Here is a 6540-nt window from a genome sequence, read left to right as displayed (position 1 = left end):
CTGGTATACAGTCTTCTGGAAGGCAGGAGATTTCCGCAATGAGTGCCCGTTCAAGTTGAGTGATTGCAATAAAGCCCGCAGCCTTTTTGATCAGTGACTTGCCAAGGAGAGCATGAAAAAGCCTCATGATCGGTCGTGGCTTTCCGACAGACGCAAACTCACCAGCCGGGCATAATACGTATGGCGTCTTTGCCAGCCTGGCCAAGAATCCGATGAACACGCTTAGTAAGTTCCAGTAACCCATGATATGTATGATGTCAGCGGACTTAACGGCCTTCCAAGCCCGCAAAGGATTAACCAATGGGACGGGTAAACGGTGGCCAATCCTTCCAGTAATGTAAGTCTCTATACCATTGGCATCGAACTCCGCCTGCCAAGAGTCGCCAGCCATAGCAATGACTTCACAGGAACAGCCTGTCTTCTCGGACAAAGCCTTGGCCAAATGCCGAGTGCGCTCAGCCGTACCTCCTCCGCGCTGAGCATCAAGCGAAATATTAACCAATAAAATTTTCATGCGTTCGCCCTCAAATATTTAACGTAACTATCAAGGCGAGTCGTAAATTGCGCACGATCCAAAAAACCCAGTTCGGACAAACGAGTATCACGAAAACGTCGCATTGGATCAGAATTACTAACCTTGCGCACATTCAACACGTAACGAAGGATACTGGGAGGAAGATAAGGTATACGAGAAAAAACCGGTCGACCGAATGCTTTCATCAGGCAGTCCTGAAGGTAAGCAAAATTATTATCGGGCGCAGAATCTTCTGTGACGACAATGATTTCCCCCTGGACAACTGTTTCTAAGGTAGTGATGAAAAGTAATACGTCGACTACTTTCTCAACGCTGACGAGATGCATTCGACGGGCACCATACAACGATCGACGTAGTGCGAGCTTCCAATGAGGAGCACTCGAAACCTCTTTTACGAACGATACGATATTCAGCCCTCCCACACCAAACACCGCTCCCAGCCGCAAAACCAACACCTCAAACTTTTCGGCCACTTCAGCACGTACGAGGGCTTCAGCAGCAGCGTGCTCTCGTTCATAAGGTGTCATGGGCACTATCGGAGAAGCAGAGGTACAGATACTGTCCTGACTTGCTCCAAATACGTCGATACTTGAAACATGGATATAACGCTTAACGCAAGCGGTGCGGCAAGCCTGCAGCACGTTCTCAATCGCCGACAAGAACCAACCCGATCCGTCTGGGCGGAGTAAATTCAATACGATACAGCCGGGGGTCAGTATTACCGCCAGCGAAGCGCTATTCTCTACATCGAAGCGCTGAACGTGTATCGATGATTCAGCCAACCAAGCCGGTTCGTTCCGATGCACCGCAAAAACAATCTCGAAAGCGTTGCAGGTATCCGACAATGCGTTGAGAAGATGATGGCCTACGAAACCAGTACCGCCAATCACCACAAGACGTTGCATGACGCCACTCACCCCGGGGCCACTGTCATTCTTTACACTATTCAAGATTATTCTTTCCTATAACTGGCGACTAGATTACGTCCGTACAATCGACAAGGTTGCTCTACCAACCGGTACGAAAATTCTACCATCAAGCCCAATAGAACTGCGGCAACTATAAGCATCAAAGCGATGTGTACCTGCGTAGGCTCACCTCCCGCCCCTAGCCTGATAAATATTTCGCGCGTCAGATAATACGCGATAGTATGGGTCAAATAGATAGAGTAAGATCGCGCGCCAAAAAAAGATGCAATTCGGCGCCCTCGCTCTGAACTCACGATATAGCTTTTGTTGAAGGAAGCGAGTACAACTAGAGCAAATGCTGCCAGAACAACATAACTGTGAAATAAAGAAAACCAGTCTCGTCGAGCGAGCAACACTGTCGCCACTAACAACGACACGACACAGGTAACTCTAATTAAATTATTATTGTCGAACAAACGGATGTTTTTTAAATAGACGTTTTGTTTCAATACAGCAAGAAGCACTCCGAGCAATAGCGCATCAGTGCGAAAAAACCATAGCGGCGTCCCCCACGGCCTGACAATGGCGAGCTGCAAAAGCACCATTATGAGTAACGCAGGGACCAAGTATCGCATTCGAACAAAAAACAACAGAAACGGGAACACAAAATAAAACTGTTCTTCTAGCGACAACGACCAATAGACCCAATAGTTTGGACTGATCGCGCAAGGTAACCATTGAAAATACACGCAACCTACAAGATAGCCGTTTTCAAACTGCAACATACTAAAAAGCGCATTAGTCAGGCTGTCATTAAAGGAACCAAAAACTCCATCTTTGAAAAAAAAGGCGCACCAGAGCGAGAACACGCTCCAAAACATCGCGGCAGGCCATAGCCTGGATACTCGCTTGACCCAAAATATTTTTGCGACAGTACCAAACGTTGAACCACGTTGCTGGAGAAGAATCTGGCAGATTAGAAATCCAGAGATGCAGAAGAATAGATCTACACCACTACCCAACCAAAATATCGATAAAGATGACGTCCAAGCGGGTATCAACTCACCTAAATGGGCGATCACCGTCATACCGACCGCGTAAGTTCTTAGTGCTTCGATATCGATATTTTTTTGCATTCTTTTCGTCGTTTGGAGTAATGGGACAGTTAGCCTACTACCTCACTCCCTTGAGCTAATGGCACTTCACTAAGCGTTACGAGGCGTGCCCCATTTATGGCACACCTACTGCCCGACATGCCTTACGTTTTTCGCGTATGTCTGGCGAGCAGTTCCCCAGTAGCAGATTGCGAATATGGGATTCTCGGCGCAGTTTATAAGCACCTACGTAGAAGCCCTTCCGATGCTGACTATCCTACTCCCGTATGTCGTGATCAGGGCTCAAGTCGACGTTGCTGGTAGATCCAGTCAACAATTTCGCCATCCGGCGTGTAACCCTGGACAGTCTCACGGAGCAATTGACGGACACGGGAGTAGTCATCCTGCTCGACCGCAGCCAGCAGTTCGGTAAGCCTGGCCTTGAGCACATCCCAAGCCAGATGATCCTCGTTTGCAGTCATGATCATCGGATGCTGAGTTGCAGCTACGTTATCCCCAATCAGCAACTCTTCGTAAAGCTTCTCTCCTGGGCGCAGGCCAGTGAACTCAATAGCGATATCGCCATTGGGATTTTTGTCTGAGCGGACACTTAAACCGGACAGATGAATCATCTTTTCCGCCAGTTCGACAATTTTTACTGGCTCGCCCATGTCTAACACGAATACGTCGCCACCCTGCCCCATAGAACCGGCTTGAATTACCAGTTGTGCGGCCTCGGGAATAGTCATGAAGTAACGAGTGATCTTCGGGTGCGTAACTGTTAGTGGACCACCCGACTTGATTTGCTTATGAAATAAAGGGATAACCGAACCGGATGACCCCAGAACATTACCAAACCGGACCATCGTAAATCGGGTTTTATTAACCGTAGACACACTAGCCCTATCACCAAATAACACCGGCCCGGCCTCTTTACTTAATGCCTGAAGAGTCAGTTCAGCGAGCCGTTTGGTACTGCCCATTACGTTGGTGGGCCGAACCGCCTTGTCAGTGGAGATCAGCACAAAGTTCGAGACGCCCGCCTGCAAAGCAGCTTGAGCTGTATTAAGAGTGCCGATCACGTTATTTAGCACGCCCTCAGCAATATTGTGTTCAACCATAGGGACATGTTTATAAGCCGCAGCATGATAAACAGTGTCTACATGCCAAGATTTCATCACATCCAGAAGTTGATGCTGGTTTCGAACCGACCCTAAAATCGGCAACAGTTTTACCGACAAAGACTCACGATTAATTCGCTGTTCTAGCTCAGAAAGAATACTGTAAAGATTAAATTCGCTATGCTCGAACAACAATAGGATAGTCGGACGCAGTGCCAGAATTTGTCGGCACAGTTCGGAGCCTATGGAGCCGCCTGCACCAGTGACAAGGACCACCTGCTCCTTGATGCAATGCTCAAGCAGCTCCTCTTGAGCAGGCACTGCGTCGCGCCCCAACAAATCGGCAATATCCACCTCCTGGATATCATCGACCTTAACCCGCCCGCTTGCCAAGTCCATGAACCCAGGCACACTACGAACATGAAGCGGGTAACTCTCAAGCAAACCAAGGATCTCACGACGACGACCACGAGACGATGAAGGAATCGCCAGTAGAATTTCTTGCGCGCCAGTCACGTCAATCATCTGCTGAATATGCTTGGGTTTGTAGACCTGCAGTCCGGAGATAATACGACTGGCAATACTGCTATCGTCATCGATAAAGGCAACAGGGCGCATGATCCGCCCCATTCGCAACGCTGCGACGAGCTGATTTCCGGCAGCTCCAGCCCCGTAGATAGCTACTTTAGGCAAACCGTCATCACGATTGGTGAAAGGGACATGTTGAGCCGCAGAAAACCAATCCCCAAGGAAAAACTGACGCATTGCCAGCCGCAAACCACCAATCATGATCAAATTCAACCACCAGTAGTTGAAAATGATTGAGCGAGGTACGACATTTTGATGATTACTGTACCAATAGACGACAACGCCGAGAATTAAGGATGACAGGCTGACTGCCTTAATGATTGCGATAAGAGCGTCATTCCCGAAGTAGCGCATAACAGCGCGATACATGCCAAAGCGAATAAAGAGTGGAATGGCTACAACTGGGGCACTTAGGAAGAGCCAAAGGTGTTGAGTAAAAGGATTGATCAAATCATCAATCCCCAAGCGAACAACAAATGCCATCCAGAGGGCTAGCCAGACAAGGACGATGTCTAYCGTCACCTGAATAAGTCGTTTACTTCGGCGCGGAAGACCTAATAGCAAAGCTCGGAACTTATCCATACCCCTACGAACACCTCTCACCACACTTTTATTAGTCAGACACTTTGAGTGCCACATTCGCATACAATCAACACTTTACAACATCAAGCCTCAAACACCTGAGGATGGCGTCTTTTCTAACTCCCCTGCGTGAAACCTTATGGCCAGGACGATTAGAGGCAAGTAGGCGATTATCAGCCCAAACGCTCCATCAAGCCCGAATTTTGTTACGCAGATTCCGATAGGTAACAACCAAATGAGGTTGATGCCTCCCACCGCCAGCGTGACTGGCAAGTGCTTTCCAGCCATTCGCGAAGCGTACTGATAAGCATGACTGCGGTGAGCTTCGTAAACCTTGTCTCCTCGAACCAACCGACGTAGCAGTGTAAATGTCGCATCGACAATAAACACGCCCAAGAGGATTAGCCACCCCCAAAGTAGCTGCGATGAAACCCAAGCAGCCTGTAATGAAATCATTCCCAGGGCGATACCCAAAAACCCGCTTCCTGCGTCCCCCATAAAAATACGTGCAGGAGGAAAATTCCAATAGAGAAACCCGGCAACGGCCATTGCCAGTATCAAAGGAGTCCATAAAAGCTCAGTAAATCCGCCAAGCCAGTAAAGTAAACAGGCCCCGAGGCAAGCACACAAAGCCTCAACACTAGCAATACCGTCAATTCCATCCATGAAATTATAAAGGTTTAGCATCCAGACCAAGTAAATGACCCCTAGAATGTGTCCAGCCCAGCCGAGATCAACTGTCCAACCAATAACAGTGACAGAAGGAAGCCCACCAAACCAGAACAACGCCCAAGCACCAGCACTGAAATGACCAAGTAGGCGCCATCGAGCGGCTATATGCCCGTGATCATCCATAAAACCGATGACCGCAACCAATCCTCCAGCACCACCTAAAGCCACCAGAGGTTCCCAGGGAACTAGATTTGCCCAACCCAATAATGGCAGTGAGAGCAGGAAAGCTACAACGATTGCAACCCCTCCACCCCGCGGAGTCGGAACCGAATGAGAACTACGAGCGTTGGGGATATCAATAATACTTAAAACAAGCGCATAGCGACGTAATCCCGCAGTAAGACATAACGAAGTAATAGCCACAGCAGGAATTAACAACCACCAGTAAATCATTGTTTGCGACTCTCTTGAAAGTGCATAGCCGCGTCCTTCAAGGCTGAATCCACCGAAACTAATGGTTTCCAGCCTAAAACTTTGCGAGTCTTGCTTATATCGACCCGAAGCGATCCACATAGCCGTTGCGACAGATCTGACTTCCCAAGAAGGCGAGCACCTAAGCGAAGTATCCATACCGGCACAGGAAGTAGACGCGCAGGTTTGTCCAACGCACGCGCCATTCTCCGCAACAGTTCAGAAGTCGACAGGTCTTCACCGTCACTTACCATGAAGGTTTGATTGGCAGCCGCAGGATGCTCCATACATAAAGCAATAAGGTCAACCAAGTTATCTAACGCAACAAGGCTTCGACTATTTCGAATCGCGCCAAATGGTAAAGGAACGCCTTTATCAAGCCATTGCATCATCTTCAAGAAATTCGCCTTAACACCAGGCCCATAAACTAATACAGGTCTGATTATTACAACCTCCATCCCCGTCCTTTCTGCAATAGCTTTCAGCCCTACTTCCGCTTCCATTTTGGAAACACCATACGGATCTAGAGGTGCAGGCGCTGTTTCAGGTGAGTAAGCATTGTTCTTTGT

The 6540-nt window shown here is 48.5% G+C and carries 6 protein-coding genes; all 6 read right to left on the bottom strand.

The features are described 5' to 3' along the window. Positions 1-514, bottom strand: a 514-nt coding sequence (locus AC1DSG_RS25775; protein WP_477793410.1) for a glycosyltransferase, incomplete at its 3' end; no start/stop codon positions are given. Further along, entirely contained in the window at positions 511-1440 is a 930-nt protein-coding gene (locus tag AC1DSG_RS25770) for an NAD-dependent epimerase/dehydratase family protein (protein ID WP_477793409.1), read from the bottom strand. The genes AC1DSG_RS25770 and AC1DSG_RS25775, both read right to left, overlap by 4 nt. A gap of 47 nt (positions 1441-1487) precedes the next feature. Further along, positions 1488-2579 carry an acyltransferase family protein gene (locus AC1DSG_RS25765; protein ID WP_477793408.1) on the bottom strand — a complete coding sequence of 364 codons (1092 nt, stop codon included), beginning with the start codon at positions 2577-2579 and terminating at the stop codon, positions 1488-1490. 254 nt (positions 2580-2833) lie between these two features. Continuing rightward, positions 2834-4828, bottom strand: a complete 1995-nt coding sequence (locus AC1DSG_RS25760) for a polysaccharide biosynthesis protein (RefSeq protein ID WP_477793407.1) — start codon at positions 4826-4828, stop codon at positions 2834-2836. A gap of 90 nt (positions 4829-4918) precedes the next feature. Beyond that, positions 4919-5953, bottom strand: a complete 1035-nt coding sequence (locus AC1DSG_RS25755) for an MraY family glycosyltransferase (RefSeq protein WP_477793406.1) — start codon at positions 5951-5953, stop codon at positions 4919-4921. Beyond that, positions 5950-6540 (bottom strand): NAD-dependent epimerase/dehydratase family protein (locus AC1DSG_RS25750; RefSeq protein ID WP_477793405.1); only part of this gene is annotated, 591 nt, incomplete at its 5' end. The genes AC1DSG_RS25755 and AC1DSG_RS25750, both read right to left, overlap by 4 nt.

The organism is Pseudomonas sp. P5_A12 (assembly GCF_056400685.1).
This window is presented reverse-complemented; position numbering and strand designations above follow the sequence as displayed.

Coding starts and splice junctions, on each gene's coding strand:
- AC1DSG_RS25770 (WP_477793409.1), bottom strand. CDS start 1,440: ATGCAACGTCTTGTGGTGATTGGCGGTACTGGTTTCGTAGGCCATCAT.
- AC1DSG_RS25765 (WP_477793408.1), bottom strand. CDS start 2,579: ATGCAAAAAAATATCGATATCGAAGCACTAAGAACTTACGCGGTCGGT.
- AC1DSG_RS25755 (WP_477793406.1), bottom strand. CDS start 5,953: ATGATTTACTGGTGGTTGTTAATTCCTGCTGTGGCTATTACTTCGTTA.